Source organism: Stenotrophomonas sp. TWI700 (genome assembly GCF_039673645.1).
In the GTDB taxonomy this organism is placed as follows: domain Bacteria; phylum Pseudomonadota; class Gammaproteobacteria; order Xanthomonadales; family Xanthomonadaceae; genus Stenotrophomonas; species Stenotrophomonas maltophilia_AA.
The window spans coordinates 1-16,502 of record NZ_JBDJMB010000044.1; the positions used below are offsets into that span (position 1 = coordinate 1).

Here is a 16,502-nt window from a genome sequence, read left to right on the forward strand (position 1 = left end):
GGCGCCGCGTTGGGGTGTTTGGTTGGGCCGGCCGGCGGCGCGCCCCGGGTGTGGGCGGGGCCCGGCCCCGGGGCCCCCACTACCGCCTTGGAACCGGCCGTTGGCCGGCACCATTCCGCGGCGGTCCTGACCGGCCGGTGAAGTCCGCCCGCCGCCGGGGTGGCAGCGGCCACCGGAAACCCGGATAATGCACAAAAGCCGGACGGGCACTCTGTTTCAGAGTCACTCGTCCGGCTTTTTCCGTGTCTGGGTACCCCAGCGTCGGCGCGCTCCCCGCTGGAGCCCGCCACCCCGCGCTGATCGGCCACCCCGGCATGGTCCCAAACCCGCGGCCCCGATGGCCGCACAAAAACCAGGAGTTACCCGTCATGGGTCAGTCAGTTGTCGTGTTGGGTGCCCAGTGGGGCGATGAAGGCAAGGGCAAGATCGTCGATCTGCTCACCGAGGAAATCGGCGCTGTCGTGCGCTTCCAGGGCGGCCACAATGCCGGCCACACGCTGGTCATCAATGGCAAGAAGACCGTCCTGCACCTGATTCCGTCGGGCATCCTGCGTGAAGACGCGCTGTGCCTGATCGGCAACGGCGTGGTGATCTCGCCGGCCGCGCTGCAGAAGGAAATCGCCGAGCTGGAAACCTCCGGCGTGGAAGTGCGTTCGCGCCTGAAAATCTCCCCGGCCGCGCCGCTGATCATGCCGTACCACATCGCCCTGGACCAGGCGCGCGAACGCGCTGCCGGCGGCAAGGCGATCGGCACCACCGGCCGTGGCATCGGCCCGGCGTACGAAGACAAGGTGGCGCGTCGCGGCATCCGCATCGCCGACCTGCATTACCCGGCCCAGCTGGAAGAACTCCTGCGCACCGCGCTCGATTACCACAACTTCGTGCTGACCAATTACCTCAAGACCGACGCGGTCGACTTCCAGAAGACCTACGACGAAGCACTGGCCTTCGGCGAGTACGTCGAGCCGATGAAGTCCGACGTCGCCGGCATCCTGCACGACCTGCGCAAGCAGGGTAAGCGCGTGCTGTTCGAAGGCGCCCAGGGCGCGCTGCTTGACATCGACCACGGCACCTACCCGTACGTCACCAGCTCCAACACCACCGTCGGTGGTGCACTGGCCGGTGCCGGCGTGGGCGCCGATGCGATCGACTACGTGCTGGGTATCGCCAAGGCCTACGCGACCCGCGTCGGCGGTGGCCCGTTCCCGACCGAGCTGGACGATGAAGTCGGCCAGGGCATCCGCGACCGTGGCGCCGAGTACGGTGCCTCGACCGGCCGCCCGCGTCGCTGCGGCTGGATGGATATCGTCGCGCTCAAGCGCGCCGTGGCCATCAACGGCATCAGCGGCCTGTGCATCACCAAGCTGGACGTGCTCGACGGCATGGAAAAGCTGAAGGTCTGCATCGCCTACGAATACCGCGGCAAGCGTACCGAGTACGCCCCGCTGGACGCGCAGGGCTGGGAAGAATGCACGCCGGTGTACCTGGAGTTCCCGGGCTGGACCGAGAACACCCATGGCATCACCAACTGGGACGACCTGCCGCCGGCCGCCCGCGCTTACCTGCGCGCGCTGGAAGAGCTGGCCGGTTGCCCGGTCAGCATCGTCTCGACCGGCCCGGACCGCGACCACACCATGGTCCTGCAGGATCCGTTCGCCTGATCAGGCGCGTAGTGCCGGGCCATGCCCGGCATGGTGTGGAGCAGTAAGAAAAAGCCCCGCGCAAGCGGGGCTTTTTCGTGGGCCGCGAAAACGTCATCGTTGACCGACGCCCATCCGCAGCTCCGACAGCTCCAGATTGCCGTCGCGGTTCGCATCCAGGCGCTGGAAGCGCATCTCGGAAGAGCGACGCATCTCTTCGGCACTCAGTTCGCCATCGCCATTCTGGTCGGCGATGCGCAGCAGTTCCGCCGCGGGAAACTCACCGTCGCGTTGCGGGCCGAGCACCGCCTGCACTTCCTCCACGCTCACCCGGTAATTGTGGTCCGCATCGACCAGGCGGAAGAAAGCATCTCCGTCGTACTCATCGCGGCTGACCTTGCCGTCGCCATTGCGGTCCAGCATCGCGAAACGATCCGGCGCGGTGGCGGGCAGGTCCTGCGCCGCGGCGGTACTTGCGGCGACACCGCCGCAGAGAAGGAGCAGGGCAACGCGGTGCGCGAGCATCATCACAGGTGTCTCCAGACCGCAGGGGGGCATGTCTTCTGCACGCAGTGTCCGCCGCGTCGATGCCCGGGACAACGGCAATTTCCCGCATTCGCGCCAGTAGTTCTACTGGTTGCCCGCGTCCATCGGACCGCAGTGACCACGCCCGCCAGCGCGGCGCCATGGCATGCTGTGCAGCCTCACCAATCAGCAGGGGCGACACAGGGTGTCTGACGATCACGTGGCCACCGGCATGAGCAGCGCGGACCGCGCGTTGCATGCGGTGGTATCCGAGCTTGAAGCGCTGTTGCGCGGCGACGGGGAAACCCACTGGGCCGACTGGATGCGGCGGGTCATCACCCAGCTTGAGCAGGGCGACCCAGGCGCGCCGGAGAGCGTGCTGCGCGCCTATGGCGGCATGGGGTCGTTCAATGATGTTGCGTTGGGCCTGGATTACAGCAACGGCCACCTCCAGTGGCGCGCAGACGCGGGTGAACTCAATGAGCGCCTGGATGCACTGCGCGGTCGCGCCTGGCAACTGGCGCGGGCGATCCGGGACGCACCCCCCGGTACGCGTTGATCAAAGCGCCTGCTGCCCCTTCAACACCGGATACGGATTGATCGATTCGCCTTTCCACCACTGCTTTTCCGGACCCAGTACATGGATCTCGAAATGCAGGTGGGGCGCTTCCGGACTCGCGTTGCCGGTGCTGCCGACATAGCCGATCACCTCACCGCGCTTGATCGTCTTCTTCTCGGCCAGCCCGTCGGCGTAGCGGTCCAGATGCGCGTAGTAGTAGCAGTAACGGCCGCTCGGCTCGAACTGGTACACCGTCAGACCGCCCCGCACGCTGTCGAACAGTCTCTCCACCGTCCCGTCGGCGACGGCCAGCACCGGCGTCCCGTTCGGCGCCAGGATGTCGATCGCATCATGTACGCGGCCTTCGCTGCGCGCATCGGTGAAGGTGTCCTGCAGCTGATCGGCACCGATGCCCTGCACGGGCAGCAGCAGCGCGCCCGCCGCGCCGCTTGTCGGCGCGGGTGTCACACCGCCCGCGTCCGGCGCGGGCGGTGTGGTTGAGGTGTCGGTGGGCACGGGTGTCGTGGCCGGCGCCGGTGGCGGCGGGGCATCAATCGCAGCGCGGGCCGAACTGGTGGCCGATCCCACCTTGGCCGGTTCGGCGGCACCCAGCCGGGAGGAGGGGCCGGGCCCCAGCAGCCAGTAGCCGACCACGCCGATCACCAGTCCCACTGCCAGAAGTCGCAGGGTTTTCATGCTCTTACTCCTGCATCACGACCGGCACCGAGGCGTCGACCGCAGCGGCGACCTGCAGCGCATCCCAGTTGGTCATGCGCACACAGCCGTGCGATTCGGTCTTGCCGACATGGCCGGGTTCGGGCGTGCCGTGCAGGCCGTAGTGGGGCTTGGAGATGTCGATCCAGACCACGCCGACCGGATTGTTCGGGCCCGGCGGCAGGACCGCCTTGCTGTCGCCCGCCTTGGCGTCCCAGAACAGCTTGGGGTTGTAGTGGAAGGTGGGATCGCGGGAGATGCCCAGGATCTTCCATTTTCCGATCGGCAACGGGTCATGCTTGCTGCCCGAGGACACCGGGAACTGCGCGTAGACCTTGCCGTCCGCATCGAACAGCCGCAGCGTGGAGTCCGATTTGTCGATCACCAGCTTGCTGGCCTTCGGCAGCGGGGCGGCCGCGATGTTCGGCACCTGGATCACGCTGCCGGCCTTGCCCAGGTCGACGCCCGGGTTGAGCGTCTTCAACAGCTCGGGGGAGGCATGGAAGCGCTCGCCCAGCGCTTCTTCAATCGAACCGAAGCCCAGGGTTTTCAGTTTGGCCTGCGCGGCCGGACCCTTGGGTACCGGCTGGAAGGGACCGGCCACGTCTTCCGCGGTGAGCGTGTAGCGCACCAGGGGCGGGGCGGCATCCGGCTGCAGCGCCTGCCAGGTGGCATCGTCCAGTTCGCCGGTCACCTTGATGCCATGGGCGGCCTGGAAGCCGGACACGGCGCGCTTCTGGTTGGAGCCGCGTTCCCCATCGATCTGGCCGGGGGAGAAGTGCGCGCGGTCCAGCAGCACCTGCGCATGCAGATCCGAGCGTGGACCGGTCGCCAGCGGCGTCGCGTCGGCGTCCGGGATCGCGGCGGGCACGGGTGCCGTCTGTGCGACCGCCCAACCGGAGGAGGCCCCCAGGGCGAGGGCGAGCGCGGTGAGGCGGGCGAGACGGTGCAGGCGAAGGGACATCGGCAACTCCAGCGGGAACGTGTTTCCACCATGCCTGCCGGGCGTGCGCACTTGCCGTGAAAAGCCTGACGGGGGGCTGAGCGGCGACGCGAGGGTAACGCCGGCGTTATGTGAATCCATTCACAGCGGGCTCACTGCCGTCGGTCAAGGCGCTGCGTCTGGCGCCGATACCAGCCCACCCCCCACGTTTTTCGGATGTCTCATGGAATTTTTGCGGAACGTCAGCGTTGTCTGGCGTCTAGGTATGGGCTTTGGCCTGTTGTTGCTGCTGGTCGCGGCCGTGGTCGCCACCGGCGCCACCGGCAGCGCGGTGCAGAAGCGCGCGATGCAGCAGGTGGTCGAGGTCAACGTGGCCAAGGTCCGGCTGCTCTCGGACATGCTCGATGCCAACAACCAGATGATGGTCGTGCGCCGGGAGATGCTGATCCGCCAGGGCGACGGTCTGGCCGAGGATGAGGCGCGCATCGCCGCGCTGGTCGCGCGCTATGAAGCCAGCTGGGCCGCCTACCAGGCCTTGCCCGCGCAGCCGGAAGACAAGGCAGTCGGTGACGCCATCGCGGCTGCCCGCGCGGTGGCGCGTCCGCTCAACAAGCAGATGAGCGAACAGCTGCAGCAGGGCGACTTTGCCGCTGCCACGGCCCTCACCCTGGGCGCCGTGCAGACCGCTGCCAAGGGCTGGAACCAGGCGCTCAGCGATGGCGTGGTCTACGAGGAAAAGGAAAGCCGCGAGGCCGCTGCCGAAGCGATCCGGCTGGGCGAGCGGACCCTGCTGCAGCTGCTGGTGCTGGGCGCGATCGCGCTGGTGGTCGGCATCGCCGCCTCCGTGCTGATCGGCCGCAGTCTGACCGGTCCGCTGGCCCGCGCCGTCGGCCTGGCCACCCGGATGGCCAAGGGTGATCTGGCCCATGACGTCCATCTGGGCGGTCGCGATGAGATCACCCAGCTCGGCAACGCCATGGCCACGGTCCGCCAGAGCGTCCAGGGCGCGATCACCGCACAGCTGGACATGGCCCGCCAGCATGAGGCCGGTGCCATCAGCCATCGCATGGACGAAACGGCCTTCCCGGGCGATTTCGGCCGGATGATCCGCGCCACCAACGAGCTGGTCGGTTCGCACGTGGCCGTCGAGTTCCATATGGTCGAGGTGATGCAGCGCTACGCCATCGGCGACCTCAGCCGCGATCTGGACAGCTACCCGGGCGAGAAGGCCGTGCTGACCACCACCATGGCCACCGTCAAGGCCAGCCTGATGGCGATCAACCAGCAGATCGAGACACTGGCCTCGGCCGCCCGTGCGGGTGACTTCTCCGTGCGCGGCGACGAGCCGGCGTTCCAGTTCCAGTTCCGCGCGATGGTCGCCCAACTCAACGGGATGATGGCCAGCTCGCAGGCCAGCATCGCGGACCTGTCGCAGGTACTGCGCGCGATTTCCACCGGCGACCTCACCTCGCGCATGGACGGCCGGTACGAAGGTGTCTTTGCGCAGATGCGCGACGATGCCAACGTCACCGCAGTGCAGCTGACCGGCATCGTGCAGCAGATCCAGGGCGCGGCCGGCAGCATCAACGATGCCGCGCAGGAACTGGCGGCGGGCCACAATGACCTGTCGCGCCGTACCGAGCAGCAGGCAGCCAACCTGGAAGAAGCGGCGGCCTCGATGGAGGAACTGACCTCCACGGTCCGGCAGAACGCCGAGCTGGCCAACCAGGCTGACCATGAGGCCCACGCGGCGGGTGCGGCGGTCAAGGCGACCGAGCAGGCGATCGCGCAGATGGCCGCGGTGATGAGCGAGATCGACCAGTCCTCGGCGCGCATCGGAGAGATTTCCTCGGTGATCGACGGCATCGCCTTCCAGACCAACATCCTCGCCCTGAACGCGGCCGTCGAAGCGGCCCGTGCCGGTGAGAACGGACGCGGCTTCGCGGTGGTGGCCACCGAGGTACGCACGCTGGCGCAGCGCGCCGGCACGGCGGCCAAGGAGATCAAAGACCTGATCGACGAGTCCAGCAGCAAGGTCAAGACCGGGCTGAGCGTCACCGTGCAGTCCGAAGCGGCGATCGCCCGCCTGACCCAGGCCAGCTCGCGCACCAATCAGCTGATGAGCGACATTGCCGCCGCGACCAAGGAACAGGCCGCCGGCATCGAGCAGGTCAACCAGGTGGTCGTGCAGATGGACCAGGTGACCCAGCAGAACGCGGCGCTGGTGGAGGAAGCCACCGCCGCCAGCCGCGCGCTGGAGCAGCAGGCCCATGCACTGACCGAATCGGTGGCGGTGTTCACGCTGGAGGACCCCGCCGCAGGCCTGCGTCGCCCGGCGTCACTGCAGGCGGCGTGACGGCACCTGCGCCCTGAGTTGGACGGAAAAGCCCCGCATCGGCGGGGCTTTTTTTCATGCCGATCCAGCCGCCCGGCGCAGCGGCGCGCCCCGCTCAGTCGTCGTTTTCTTCGGCGGCTTCGCGACCCTGCTGGCGGATCAGCGCTTCTTCGCGCGCATCGTTGATGGCATGGCGCACGCCATCCAGGTCGATGGTGCTTTCATCCTGCTCGAACGCGCCGGTCAGCACGCTGTCCGGGAGCAGATCGCCGGCCTCGAACAGCGCCCACATCTCCTCGCCGTACCAGGTCTCCAGCAGCTCCGGCGCCCAGCGGCCGAGGTAGGCGGTGAGGTTGTTGACGTCGCGCAGCAGCATCGTGCGTGCGGCGTTGTTGCCTGCCGCGCTGACCACCTGCGGGAAATCGATTACGACCGGGCCTTCCGGGCCGACCAGCACGTTGTACGGCGACAGATCGCCGTGGATCAGCCCGCAGCACAGCATGCGCACGACCTGGCGGACCAGGATCTGGTGGAATGCGCGCGCCTGTTCCGGGCTCAGTTCGACCTCGCCCAGGCGCGCGGCGGAATAGCCCTCGGCATCGGTGACCAGTTCCATCACCAGCACGCCGTGGAAATAGCCATACGGCTCGGGCACGCGCACGCCGGCATCGCGCAGCTGGTACAGCGCATCGACCTCGGTGTTCTTCCAGGCCGCTTCCTGCTGCTTGCGGCCGTAATTGCTGGCCTTGCCCACGGCGCGCGCTTCGCGGCTGCCACGGACCTTGCGGCCTTCCTGGTACTGCACGCGCTGCTGGAAGCTGCGCTGGGCCATGTCCTTGTAGACCTTGGCGCAGCGCACATCGTCGCCGCTGCGGACCACGTATACCGCTGCTTCCTTGCCGCTCTTGAGCGGGCGGAGCACTTCATCGATCACGCCGTCGTCGATCAGCGCCTGCAAGCCTTGGGGGGTCTTCACGGTATCTCGGGAATCGGCTGGCGCGGGGCCTGCCCTGGAGGGGGAAGGATTTTCGCATCTTCGGGCCGAGGGAGCCATCGACACGGCACCCGGCGGCCGGGTTGTTCAGCTGTGTGCAGGCCGGCGCCGGCTTGAAATCTGCTTCACATCCACGCGGCAGGCTGGGGTCACTTCCCAAGGAGTGCCGCTCATGATGCTGTCCCTGCTGCGCCGCACCGGTGCCGTCCTGGCCCTGCTGCTGGCCGTCCCGACACTGCACGCCCGCCCCGCGGCGTCCGATACGGTGCTGATCGTGGTCAGCGGCGAAGGACGCGATCAGGGCAAGACCCGGCCTGGCTTCGAGATGGACGAGTTCGCCCAGGCCTACCTGATCTTCCGCGACAACGGCCTGGCCGTGCAGGTCGCCAGCCCGCGTGGCGGGCCGGTGGAAGCCGACAAGTTCGATCCGAAGGAACCGTTCAACGCGCGCGTCCTGGCCGATCCGGCGGCGACCGCGCTGCTGGCCGATACCCGCGCCACCGCGACGCTCAGCGCGGCCGACTACGCAGCGGTCTACGTGGTCGGCGGCAAGGGCGCGATGTTCGACCTGCCCACCGATGGCGCACTGCGCGCTCTGCTGGGCACGGTGCACGACCGCGGCGGCGTGGTCGCGGCGGTCTGCCATGGCCCGGCGGCGCTGGTGGAGGTGCGGCAGGCGGACGGATCACGGCTGGTCGCCGGGCGCCGCATGACCGGCTTCACCAACGCGGAGGAGGGCGTGTTCGGCAAACGCTGGGCGAAGGAGTTCCCGTTCCTGCTGGAAACCGCGCTGCGCGAGCGCGGTGCGCACTGGGAGCAGGCGCCGCTGATGATGCCCAAGCTGGTGGTGGACGGTCGGCTGATCACCGGGCAGAACCCGTACTCCACGCCGGCGGTCGCCGAAGCGATCGTGCGCGCCATCGGTCGCACCCCGGTCGCCCGCACCCCTTGGCGCGATGAAGCCAGCATGGCGCTGGTGCAGCGCCTGCTCGACGGCGAGGGCGACGCGGTCAGGCACACGCTGGCCAGCGACCGCACCGGCTATCACGACCAGTTGATCGGGGTGCTCGGCTACTACCAGCTGCAGGCCGCGCAGGACGATGCCGCGGTGCGTGATGCGCTGGCGATCATGCAGTTGGCTGCGCCCTACATGAGCGAGCCGCAGCTGCCGCTGGGCATCGCGCAGGCACATTGGCGGCTGGGCGAGGTGGCGCAGGCGCGCAGCGTGCTCGGCAAACTGCTGGAATCCCACCCGGACATGGCCGAAGCTAAGCAGCTCAAGGCCACGATTGAAGGCTGACCCGATGCACGACGGCCTGCACATCCTGGTCATCGAGGACAACCCGGCGCTGCGCGCCGGCATGGCCACGCTGCTGGAGGCGCGTGGCCATCGCGTGGCCTTTGCCGCCGATGGCCGCAGCGGCCTGCAGATGGCGCTGGACGAACCGCCCGATGTGCTGGTGCTGGACCTGACCCTGCCGGGCATGGACGGCCTGCGCGTGTGCAGTCATCTGCGCGAACAGGCCGACCGCCACATCCCGATCCTGATGCTGACCGCGCGCGACACGCTGGGCGACAAACTGATCGGCTTCCAGGCCGGTGCCGATGACTACCTGGTCAAGCCGTTCGCCGGCGAGGAACTGCTCGCGCGATGCCTGGCGCTGGCCCATCGGCACGGCCGGCGCGACGGGCACGTGCTGCGTATCGGGTCGCTCGGCATCGACCGCCGTAGCGGCGCCGTGTGCCGCGGTGGGCAGACGATCGAGTTGCCGCAGACGGCCTATCGGCTGCTGGTGCTGCTCGCCGAAGCCTGGCCGCGCACGGTGACCCGCAGCGAGTTGATCCGCCGTCTCTGGGGCGATGAGGCGCCACCGTCGGACCCGCTGCGTTCGCACCTCTACCTGCTGCGCCAAGCGTTGGACAGGCCGTTCGAGCGGCCGATGCTCAAGACCGTGCACGATGTCGGCTTCAAGCTGGAGGCCGACGCATGACGGCACCGGTGCACCGCCTGCGCAACCGCTTGATGCTGGCCTTCGCGGTGTTCGCACTCGCGGTGGCGAGCCTGTTCGGCCTGTACGTGGCGGTGTTCGTGTACAGCGTGGAGGATCGCTTCTTCGAGGCGATGCTCGAACAGGAAGCGCAACAGCAACTGGAGCAGCGGGCCACCCGTGGGACGTGGTCGCCGCCGCGCAATGCCTTCATGACGATGCACGACAGCCCTGCCACGTTCCCGGCGGATCTCAAGGTCGCCTTCGATGCCGAGCCGTGGCGTCGCGAGATCGCCGGCACCGACGGACGTCACTATCACCTGCGCGCGCTGCAGCCGGACGGATCCGGTGCACCGGGGTGGCTGGTCGCCGAGGTCAGCCAGCAGTTGGTGGTCCGGCCGATGCGCCGCCAGATTCTGGCGTTGCTGGCCTGGTCCGGCGTGGCCGTGGTCGTGGTCGCGGTGCTGGCCGGTGCGTGGCTGGCGCGACGTACCACGCGGCCGTTGTCGAAACTCGCGGCACTGGTGGATGACATGGCACCGGCTCGTTTGCCGGTCGGGTTCGCGGCTGATTTCCCCGATGACGAGGTCGGTGTTCTGGCCCGTGGCCTGGACAGGCTGAGCGGGCAGGTGCGCGCCTTCGTTGCGCGCGAACATGCGTTCACCCGCGATGCCAGCCATGAGCTGCGCACGCCATTGGCCGTGATCCGCAGCGCGACCGAACAGCTGGCCCGCGAGCCGGGACTGTCTGCGGCCGGGCGGTTGCAGCTCGACCATGTACAACACTCCGCGCGTCACCTCGAACAGACCGTGATCACCCTGCTCACGCTGGCCCGCGAAGAGAACGTGGAACGGGACGCGACGCCGCTGGCGGTACTGCCGGTGCTGGAACAGGTGGTGGTCGAGCAGGCGGCGCTGCTGGAGGGCAAGCCGGTGGCGGTGCGGGTCGATGTGCCCGGCGACGCGCGCCTGACGGTGCCCGGTCCGGTCCTGCACATGCTGCTGGCCAATCTGGTGGGCAATGCATTCGCGCACACGCGGGCGGGGGAAGTGCACATCGATGTCGCGGCCGGACGGCTGCGCATCCGCAACACGGCGCCGGCAGGCGACCCCGACGCGATCGTGCGGCCCTTCGCGAAAGGGGAGGGCAGTGCCGGCTTCGGGCTCGGCCTGGCGATCGTGCACCGGCTGTGCGACCGCTTCGCCATCGACCTGCGCATCGAAGGCACCGAGCACGCTACGGTCGCCAGTTTCAGCGTGAAATAAGGCAGCGCTCAGGGCTGCCCCACGCAGGGCGTGGCAGCGGGGGCTGGCCCGCTTCCGTCGACCGCAAAAGTGCGCGATGCTCTGCCGAACGGGGGAGGGGCGCATGGGAAACAGGGACGAGGGCAGTATCCACGGTGACGTACCGGCGGGCATCGCGATCACCGCTGGCGGTACGTCGCGGGCACCGGTGGATGATCAGGCACCGACCGACTGGTCGCTGCTGCCGGTCACGCACGGCAATGAAGATTCGATGGTCGCAGTCATCTGGCGCCTGCTGCGGCAGGAGCCGGCGCTGATGGTGAGCGCGGGCTACGTGTTCCTTTCCGTGCTGGGGCTGTGGTCGAGCTACTTCTTCTATTTCAAGTTCCGGCTGTCGATCCTGGACTACCTGCAGGTCAGCGACTTCCTGGTCGCCGGGCTGCGCGATCCGGCCTACGTCCTGATCCTGCTGCTGGGCGCGCTGCTGGCAGTGCTGCTGGGCTGGCCGGAAACACTGCGGCGGCGCAACCCGGCCAAGGTGGCGCGACTGCGTGCACGGCATTGGGGATGGCGGATGCTGTTCTCTGAATCGCCGTGGATGAACTGGGAATTCTCCGGGCTGCGTCCGCTGACCGGCATGTGCATGGGCGTGGTCTGTTTCATGGCCATCGGCGCGGCACTGTATGCGCTGGACAAGGCCGAATCCATCCGCGATGGCAACGCTGGCACGCGGGTCCACGTGATGCTCAACGGCGACACGGCCACGCTACCGGGCACTGCGAAGCTCCTGGGATCCAGCAGTGCCTTCGTGTTTCTGTGGTGGCCGGAGCAGCGGCGCGCCGAAGCAGTGCCGATCGGCTCGATCCGCCGGTTGCAGTCGATGCTCCTGCCGGTGACGGAAGCGCCGGTGGCCAAGAAGGCCCCGGCGCCACCCGCGCCGCGCTGAGATCAGCACGGCGCACCGCGCACGGCTCAGGCGAGCGTGCGCACCTTGGGCTCGCGCGCCCACTGGCGTGTGGCGGCTGCGGCCAGGAAGCCCTTGGCATCCTCGGCCTCGACCACGCCGGCATCGTTGCCGACGCGCGCCACCTTCAGCAGCGCCTGTGCCCCATCGTCGGCGGCGATCGCCTTCAGATGCGCCCACGCGTCGCTGACGAAGTCGATCGCGGCCGACTCCCTGCTCAGCTTCTTGGCCGCGTCATTGCTGAGCACGACGGCGACCGCATCGAAGATCACCGACGGCGTGCCTGCCAGCTGACCGTCCGCCGCCAGCGTCTTGCCGTCACTGAGCTTGGCGCCACCGATCTTCGGCGCCACCAGCTTGACGCTGGCGCCGGCCTTGTCGGCGGCCTTGCGCAGGTTGGCGATCAGCGCGGCATCGGAGCCCTCGTCGAACAGGATGCCGATGCAGCGGCCCTTGAGCAGGTCCTTGGTGCGGCCGATGATGCGCACTTCCGGCGCCTTCGGGAAATCCTGCGCCGGGGTCTGCGTGGCGGCCGGCTCGGGCAGGGCGGGCATCGCCAGGCCGTCGGCCACGCGCTTGGCCAGCGTCTCGTCGATGTTGCGCAGGTGGCTCACGGTGCGCTCGCGCACCTTGACCGTCTCCACCTTGGACAGCTCGAACACCAGTGCCGAGGCCAGGTGCGCCTGCTCCGGGGCTTCCAGGCTGCGGAAGAACATCCGGGCCTGGCTGTAGTGATCGGCGAAGCTCTCCGCACGCACGCGGCCCTTGCGGCCATCGTCCGGCGCGGTGGCGTGGCTGGGGAAGCCCTCGGGCGTCTCGCGCGGGGTGTCGCCCTGCAGGGAGCTGGGATCGTAGGCGACCCGCCCCTTCGGGATGCTCATCTGCATGTGGCCGTCGCGCTGGTGGTTGGCGAACGGACACTTGGGGGCGTTGACCGGAATCTGGTGGAAGTTCGGACCGCCCAGGCGGCTGAGCTGGGTATCCAGATACGAGAACAGGCGCCCCTGCAGCAGCGGATCGTTGCTGAAATCAATGCCCGGCGGCACGTTGGCCGGGCAGTAGGCGACCTGCTCGGTCTCGGCGAAGAAGTTGTCCGGCCAGCGGTCCAGCACCATGCGCCCGATCACGGTCAGCGGGACCAGCGACTCGGGGATGATCTTGGTCGAATCCAGGTGGTCGAACGGGAACGACTCGGCCTGTTCCTCGGTGAACAGCTGCACGGCCAGCTCCCACTCGGGGAAGTCGCCGGCGGTGATCGCCTCGAACAGATCGCGCCGGTGGAAGTCGTTGTCCGCGCTCTGCAGCTTGACCGCCTCGTCCCATACCGTGGACTGGATGCCCAGCTTCGGCCGCCAGTGGAATTTGACGAAGGTCGATTCGCCGGCATCATTGATCAGCCGGAAGCTGTGGATGCCGAAGCCTTCGATGGTGCGCAGCGAGCGCGGGATCGTGCGGTCGCTCATCGCCCACATGATCATGTGCATCGACTCGGGCATCAGCGACACGAAGTCCCAGAAGGTGTCGTGCGCGCTGGCGGCCTGCGGGAAGGCGCGGTCCGGCTCCATCTTCACGGCATGGATCAGGTCCGGGAACTTGATCGCGTCCTGGATGAAGAACACCGGGATGTTGTTGCCGACCAGGTCCCAGTTGCCTTCCTTGGTATAGAACTTCACCGCGAAGCCGCGCACATCGCGCGGGGTGTCGACCGAACCGGCGCCGCCGGCCACGGTGGAGAAGCGGGTGAACAGCGGGGTGCGCACGCCCACTTCGCTGAGGATGCGGGCACGGGTGTACTCGCCGAGCGAGCGGGTCAGCTCGAAGTAACCGTGCGCTGCGCTGCCGCGGGCATGCACGATGCGCTCGGGGATGCGCTCATGGTCGAAGTGGGTGATCTTCTCGCGCAGGATGAAGTCTTCCAGCAGGGTCGGCCCGCGCGGGGTCGCCCGCAGCGAGTTCTGGTTGTCACCGACCGGGATGCCCTGGTTGGTGGTCAGCACCGGGTGGCCGTTGCCCGCACGCTGGTGCAGTTCATCCCCCTCGCCGCGGACATCGGTGGCGGGTGCAGGGGCGTTCTTGGTGCTTTTCTTGCTGGCGGCCATGAGGCGACTCCGGGAGCTGGCGGGAAGGGGATCGCCTCACACTGGCGGCCGGGGCGTTAATCGAGGGTGCGAATACGCGGCCCTGCTTGCACCCGCGCTTCACATGCCGCGTCCGGCCGCTGTGTGGGCGGGGCCCGGGCAGGTATCCTTGGACGCGTCTTCTCCTGTGTTTCCCCAGCCGCATGCGCGTTGAACCCGCCGACATCGAAGCCTTGTTTGATGCGATCCCCGACGTCCTGTTCTTCATGAAGGACTGCGACGGGCGCTATACGCACATCAACCAGACCATGCTGCGCCGGCTCGGCCTGAAGTCGCGCAAGGAAGTGATCGGGCGCACCGCGGCGGAGATCTATCCCACCGGGCTGGGCGCGGATTACGCGACCCAGGACGAACAGGTGTTGGCCGGCAAGGTCATCGAGAACCTGATGGAGCTGCATCTGTTCGCCAACCGCGAGCCGGGCTGGTGCCTGACCTGCAAGCGGCCGCTGCTGGTCGACGGGCAGATCCGCGGGCTGATCGGGATCTCGCGCGATCTGGGGCAGAAGGACAGCCTGGGCACCCAGTACGAACAGCTGCGCCTGGCCCTTGCCCATCTGAATGCGCATTACGCGGAGAACGTGCGCATGCAGACCCTGCTCGACATCACCGGGTTCTCGCTGTCCAAGCTGGAGCGCACCTTCCGCAAGGTGTTCCAGATGACCCCGCAGCAGGTCCTGACCCGCCTGCGGATCCAGATGGCGGTGCACCTGCTGCATGGCCCGGACAGCATCGCCAGCATCGGCCAGGCCTGCGGCTTCACCGACCAGAGTGCCTTCACCCGCAAGTTCAAGGCCGAAGTCGGGCTGTCGCCCCGGGCCTACCGCGCCCAGATCGGCGAGCGCGCCGCCGCCTGAGGCGGGGAGGGGCTTCCGGCCTATGCCGCCGCGCGGCCGACAGGGTATGGTGTCGCACTTGTTGCCCGCCAATCGATTCCGATGCCCGCATCCCATACTCCGGCTCCCGCCACTCCGCCCGTCGCTGCCCGCCTCGGGCACGCGCTGAAGCCCCGCCAGCTGATCATGATGGGCCTGGGCAGCGCGATCGGCGCCGGCCTGTTCCTCGGCTCCGGTGTGGGTGTCCAGGCCGCCGGCCCGGCGGTCCTGTTGTCGTATCTGGTCGCCGGCGCGCTGGTGATCATCGTGATGAACGCGCTGGGCGAAATGGCCGCGGCCAAGCCGACCAGCGGTGCGTTCTCGGTGTATGCCGCCGATGCGATGGGGGCCACCGCCGGCGCGACGGTGGGTTGGCTGTGGTGGGTGCAGCTGGTGATCGTGATCGCCGCCGAGGCGGTCGGTGCGGCCGGCCTGCTCGCCACGGTATGGCCGGCGATTCCGGTGCCGATGGCGGCGCTGGCCTTCATGCTGTTCTTCACCGCGATCAACCTGCTCGGGGTGAAGAACTTCGGCGAGTTCGAATTCTGGTTTGCGATCCTCAAGGTCGCCGCGATCGTCGGTTTCATCCTGATCGGCGTGGCGCTGCTGATGGGCTGGCTGCCGGACGTGGCTTCGCCGGGCCTGCGCAACTTCACCGAGCACGGCGGCTTCATGCCCAAGGGGCTGGCCGGCATCGGCGCGGCGCTGCTGGTGGTGATATTCGCCTTTGGCGGCACCGAGATCGTGGCGGTGGCCGCGGCCGAAACCGAGGATCCCGAGCGCAGCATCGCCCGTGCGATCCGCACCGTGGCCTGGCGCATCCTGGTGTTCTACATCGGTTCGCTGAGCGTGATCATCGCGGTGGTGCCGTGGACCAGCGAGGCGCTGAAGTCGCCGTTCGCGGCGGTGCTGGAAGCGGCGAAGATTCCGGGGGCGGCGACGGCGATCACGCTGATCGCGGTGATCGCGCTGCTGTCGGCATTGAACGCCAATCTCTACGGTGCGTCGCGGATGATGTATTCGCTGGCGCAGCGTCGCGAGGCGCCGGCGGTGCTGGGCTGGACCGACCCGCGCCAGGTGCCGATCATCGCGGTGCTGGCTAGTGTGCTGTTCGGTTTCGCGGCGACGGTGATGGAGCTGCTGTTCCCGGACAAGGTGCTGCCGGTGCTGCTCAATATCGTGGGTTCGACGTGTCTGCTGGTGTGGACGATTTCGCTGTTGTCCCAGTTGATCCTGCGCCATCGTGCGAACCGCGATGGGACGCGTCTGCCGTTCCGGATGGCGGGGTATCCGTATCTGACGGTGTTCGGGTTGGGGGTGCTGGCGTTGATCTTCGGTCTGTTGCTGTCCGAGGCGCACACGCGGGTGCAGTTCCTGTCGATGGCGGCGCTGACGGTGGTGATTGCGGCGAGTAGTGAGATTTCGCGTCGGGTGCGTGCTGCAGCCAACAGCTAACAGCTAACAGCTAACAGCTAACAGCCGCAGGTTTTGGGGTCCGCTGGTTGGGGCGGGCACGGGTGGGTTGTCGGGACCCGCCGCAAGTACGTCCCTGTAGGCTCGTGTGTTGCCATCCATGGCAACACACG

14 protein-coding genes are annotated in these 16,502 nt (G+C 68.0%); 9 read left to right on the forward strand and 5 right to left on the reverse strand.

Annotated features, from left to right (window positions below):
- Nucleotides 1-368 precede the first annotated feature (368 nt).
- Complete coding sequence (locus ABE473_RS18045; RefSeq protein ID WP_088432983.1) at nucleotides 369-1,661, forward strand: adenylosuccinate synthase; 1,293 nt, start codon at nucleotides 369-371, stop codon at nucleotides 1,659-1,661.
- Nucleotides 1,662-1,754: 93 nt separating this feature from the next.
- Here the strand turns inward: ABE473_RS18045 and ABE473_RS18050 are convergent, their stop codons facing one another.
- The gene (locus ABE473_RS18050) at nucleotides 1,755-2,168 is read right to left on the reverse strand and encodes a hypothetical protein (RefSeq protein ID WP_346490447.1); all 414 of its coding nucleotides are present in this window, start codon (nucleotides 2,166-2,168) and stop codon (nucleotides 1,755-1,757) included.
- Between the two features lie 202 nt (nucleotides 2,169-2,370).
- Between ABE473_RS18050 and ABE473_RS18055 the strand changes: the two genes are divergently transcribed.
- The gene (locus ABE473_RS18055; protein WP_346490448.1) at nucleotides 2,371-2,724 is read left to right on the forward strand and encodes a hypothetical protein; all 354 of its coding nucleotides are present in this window, start codon (nucleotides 2,371-2,373) and stop codon (nucleotides 2,722-2,724) included.
- Here the strand turns inward: ABE473_RS18055 and ABE473_RS18060 are convergent, their stop codons facing one another.
- Nucleotides 2,725-3,420 (reverse strand): M23 family metallopeptidase, encoded by a 696-nt coding sequence (locus tag ABE473_RS18060; protein ID WP_346490449.1) that lies wholly within the window; start codon nucleotides 3,418-3,420, stop codon nucleotides 2,725-2,727.
- A gap of 4 nt (nucleotides 3,421-3,424) precedes the next feature.
- Nucleotides 3,425-4,402, reverse strand: coding sequence for a L,D-transpeptidase (locus ABE473_RS18065; protein WP_346490450.1), 978 nt, complete (start codon nucleotides 4,400-4,402; stop codon nucleotides 3,425-3,427).
- Between the two features lie 202 nt (nucleotides 4,403-4,604).
- Between ABE473_RS18065 and ABE473_RS18070 the strand changes: the two genes are divergently transcribed.
- Entirely contained in the window at nucleotides 4,605-6,737 is a 2,133-nt protein-coding gene (locus ABE473_RS18070) for a methyl-accepting chemotaxis protein (RefSeq protein WP_346490451.1), read from the forward strand.
- A gap of 94 nt (nucleotides 6,738-6,831) precedes the next feature.
- Here ABE473_RS18070 and ABE473_RS18075 read toward each other — a convergent pair whose 3' ends face one another.
- Nucleotides 6,832-7,692 carry a PA4780 family RIO1-like protein kinase gene (locus ABE473_RS18075; protein WP_346490452.1) on the reverse strand — a complete coding sequence of 287 codons (861 nt, stop codon included), beginning with the start codon at nucleotides 7,690-7,692 and terminating at the stop codon, nucleotides 6,832-6,834.
- 190 nt (nucleotides 7,693-7,882) lie between these two features.
- Here ABE473_RS18075 and ABE473_RS18080 point away from each other — a divergent pair, with 190 nt between their 5' ends.
- The 4 genes from ABE473_RS18080 (at nucleotide 7,883) to ABE473_RS18095 (ending at nucleotide 11,888) form a co-directional block, all read left to right on the forward strand.
- On the forward strand, nucleotides 7,883-9,010 hold the full coding sequence (locus tag ABE473_RS18080) for a DJ-1/PfpI family protein (protein WP_346490453.1): 1,128 nt from the start codon (nucleotides 7,883-7,885) through the stop codon (nucleotides 9,008-9,010).
- A gap of 4 nt (nucleotides 9,011-9,014) precedes the next feature.
- Entirely contained in the window at nucleotides 9,015-9,701 is a 687-nt protein-coding gene (locus ABE473_RS18085) for a response regulator transcription factor (RefSeq protein ID WP_346490454.1), read from the forward strand.
- The gene (locus ABE473_RS18090) at nucleotides 9,698-10,963 is read left to right on the forward strand and encodes a HAMP domain-containing sensor histidine kinase (RefSeq protein ID WP_346490455.1); all 1,266 of its coding nucleotides are present in this window, start codon (nucleotides 9,698-9,700) and stop codon (nucleotides 10,961-10,963) included. Before ABE473_RS18085 ends, ABE473_RS18090 begins: the two co-directional genes overlap by 4 nt.
- Nucleotides 10,964-11,066: 103 nt before the next feature.
- Nucleotides 11,067-11,888, forward strand: a complete 822-nt coding sequence (locus ABE473_RS18095) for a hypothetical protein (protein WP_346490456.1) — start codon at nucleotides 11,067-11,069, stop codon at nucleotides 11,886-11,888.
- 26 nt (nucleotides 11,889-11,914) lie between these two features.
- On the opposite strand, the gene ABE473_RS18100 is transcribed toward ABE473_RS18095, so the two are convergent.
- Entirely contained in the window at nucleotides 11,915-14,005 is a 2,091-nt protein-coding gene (locus ABE473_RS18100; protein ID WP_346490457.1) for a catalase, read from the reverse strand.
- Between the two features lie 182 nt (nucleotides 14,006-14,187).
- Between ABE473_RS18100 and ABE473_RS18105 the strand changes: the two genes are divergently transcribed.
- Nucleotides 14,188-14,898, forward strand: a complete 711-nt coding sequence (locus tag ABE473_RS18105; protein WP_019183477.1) for an AraC family transcriptional regulator — start codon at nucleotides 14,188-14,190, stop codon at nucleotides 14,896-14,898.
- A gap of 75 nt (nucleotides 14,899-14,973) precedes the next feature.
- Nucleotides 14,974-16,371, forward strand: coding sequence for an amino acid permease (locus ABE473_RS18110; protein WP_346490458.1), 1,398 nt, complete (start codon nucleotides 14,974-14,976; stop codon nucleotides 16,369-16,371).
- The last annotated feature ends 131 nt before the right edge of the window (nucleotides 16,372-16,502 follow it).

Excerpts from the sequence above, each read along its gene's own strand:
- ABE473_RS18045 (WP_088432983.1), top strand. The coding sequence starts at position 369 with ATGGGTCAGTCAGTTGTCGTGTTGGGTGCCCAGTGGGGCGATGAAGGC.
- ABE473_RS18050 (WP_346490447.1), bottom strand. The coding sequence starts at position 2,168 with ATGATGCTCGCGCACCGCGTTGCCCTGCTCCTTCTCTGCGGCGGTGTC.
- ABE473_RS18060 (WP_346490449.1), bottom strand. The coding sequence starts at position 3,420 with ATGAAAACCCTGCGACTTCTGGCAGTGGGACTGGTGATCGGCGTGGTC.
- ABE473_RS18065 (WP_346490450.1), bottom strand. The coding sequence starts at position 4,402 with ATGTCCCTTCGCCTGCACCGTCTCGCCCGCCTCACCGCGCTCGCCCTC.
- ABE473_RS18070 (WP_346490451.1), top strand. The coding sequence starts at position 4,605 with ATGGAATTTTTGCGGAACGTCAGCGTTGTCTGGCGTCTAGGTATGGGC.
- ABE473_RS18080 (WP_346490453.1), top strand. The coding sequence starts at position 7,883 with ATGATGCTGTCCCTGCTGCGCCGCACCGGTGCCGTCCTGGCCCTGCTG.
- ABE473_RS18085 (WP_346490454.1), top strand. The coding sequence starts at position 9,015 with ATGCACGACGGCCTGCACATCCTGGTCATCGAGGACAACCCGGCGCTG.
- ABE473_RS18090 (WP_346490455.1), top strand. The coding sequence starts at position 9,698 with ATGACGGCACCGGTGCACCGCCTGCGCAACCGCTTGATGCTGGCCTTC.
- ABE473_RS18095 (WP_346490456.1), top strand. The coding sequence starts at position 11,067 with ATGGGAAACAGGGACGAGGGCAGTATCCACGGTGACGTACCGGCGGGC.
- ABE473_RS18100 (WP_346490457.1), bottom strand. The coding sequence starts at position 14,005 with ATGGCCGCCAGCAAGAAAAGCACCAAGAACGCCCCTGCACCCGCCACC.
- ABE473_RS18105 (WP_019183477.1), top strand. The coding sequence starts at position 14,188 with ATGCGCGTTGAACCCGCCGACATCGAAGCCTTGTTTGATGCGATCCCC.